This is a genomic window from Halomonas sp. SIMBA_159, from assembly GCF_046536035.1.
In the GTDB taxonomy this organism is placed as follows: Bacteria; Pseudomonadota; Gammaproteobacteria; order Pseudomonadales; family Halomonadaceae; genus Vreelandella; species Vreelandella venusta_A.
The window spans coordinates 1-468 of the sequence record NZ_JAWJBT010000096.1 but is presented as its reverse complement, the minus strand read 5'-3'; the positions used below and the strand labels follow the sequence as shown (position 1 = coordinate 468).

The following is a 468-nucleotide window of genomic DNA, read 5'->3' as shown; positions in this document are numbered from 1 at the left end:
CGCCATGCTTCATCTATCGTTTCAAGATCACATCCACTGTAAATTTTCATGAGTCGCCTGCACTCTGGCGGTATCTCCTGTCCAGCATCCCATCGTGTGATGGTTCTCACAGATTTAAAACATAATTTTGCTGTCTCAGCCCTGCTTAATCCGCACTTAAATTTTCTAAAAATGTAGTTATCTGTAATTTTTCTAGTCATGGTGTCACTTACTGCAATACTCTCTTTGTGAGCGGTTGCATAGTAACGCGCGCGCATATTAGTGTTTACTAAAAAAGTACGCTTAAACTTGTTTAACATAACGTGACCATAATGCGTACTTAACTTGGGGGTGGTTTAGGGCCAGAATTCCAGTCATACCAAGGGCTAAGCCCTTAATCCCTTGGCTCCTTAACTTTGCCGTGATGTCCTGCCACATACACTGAACCTTGTAATCCTTGGCTTTATCAGCGGCCAGAAAAATTAAAAC

2 protein-coding genes are annotated in these 468 nt (G+C 42.1%); both read right to left on the bottom strand.

Translation table 11 applies throughout. From position 1 onward, the window contains the following. Positions 1-299, bottom strand: a 299-nt coding sequence (locus R0J87_RS18525; RefSeq protein WP_498888014.1) for a hypothetical protein, incomplete at its 3' end; no start/stop codon positions are given. After that, positions 283-468 (bottom strand): DUF3693 domain-containing protein (locus R0J87_RS18520; protein WP_498888012.1); only part of this gene is annotated, 186 nt, incomplete at its 5' end. The genes R0J87_RS18525 and R0J87_RS18520, both read right to left, overlap by 17 nt.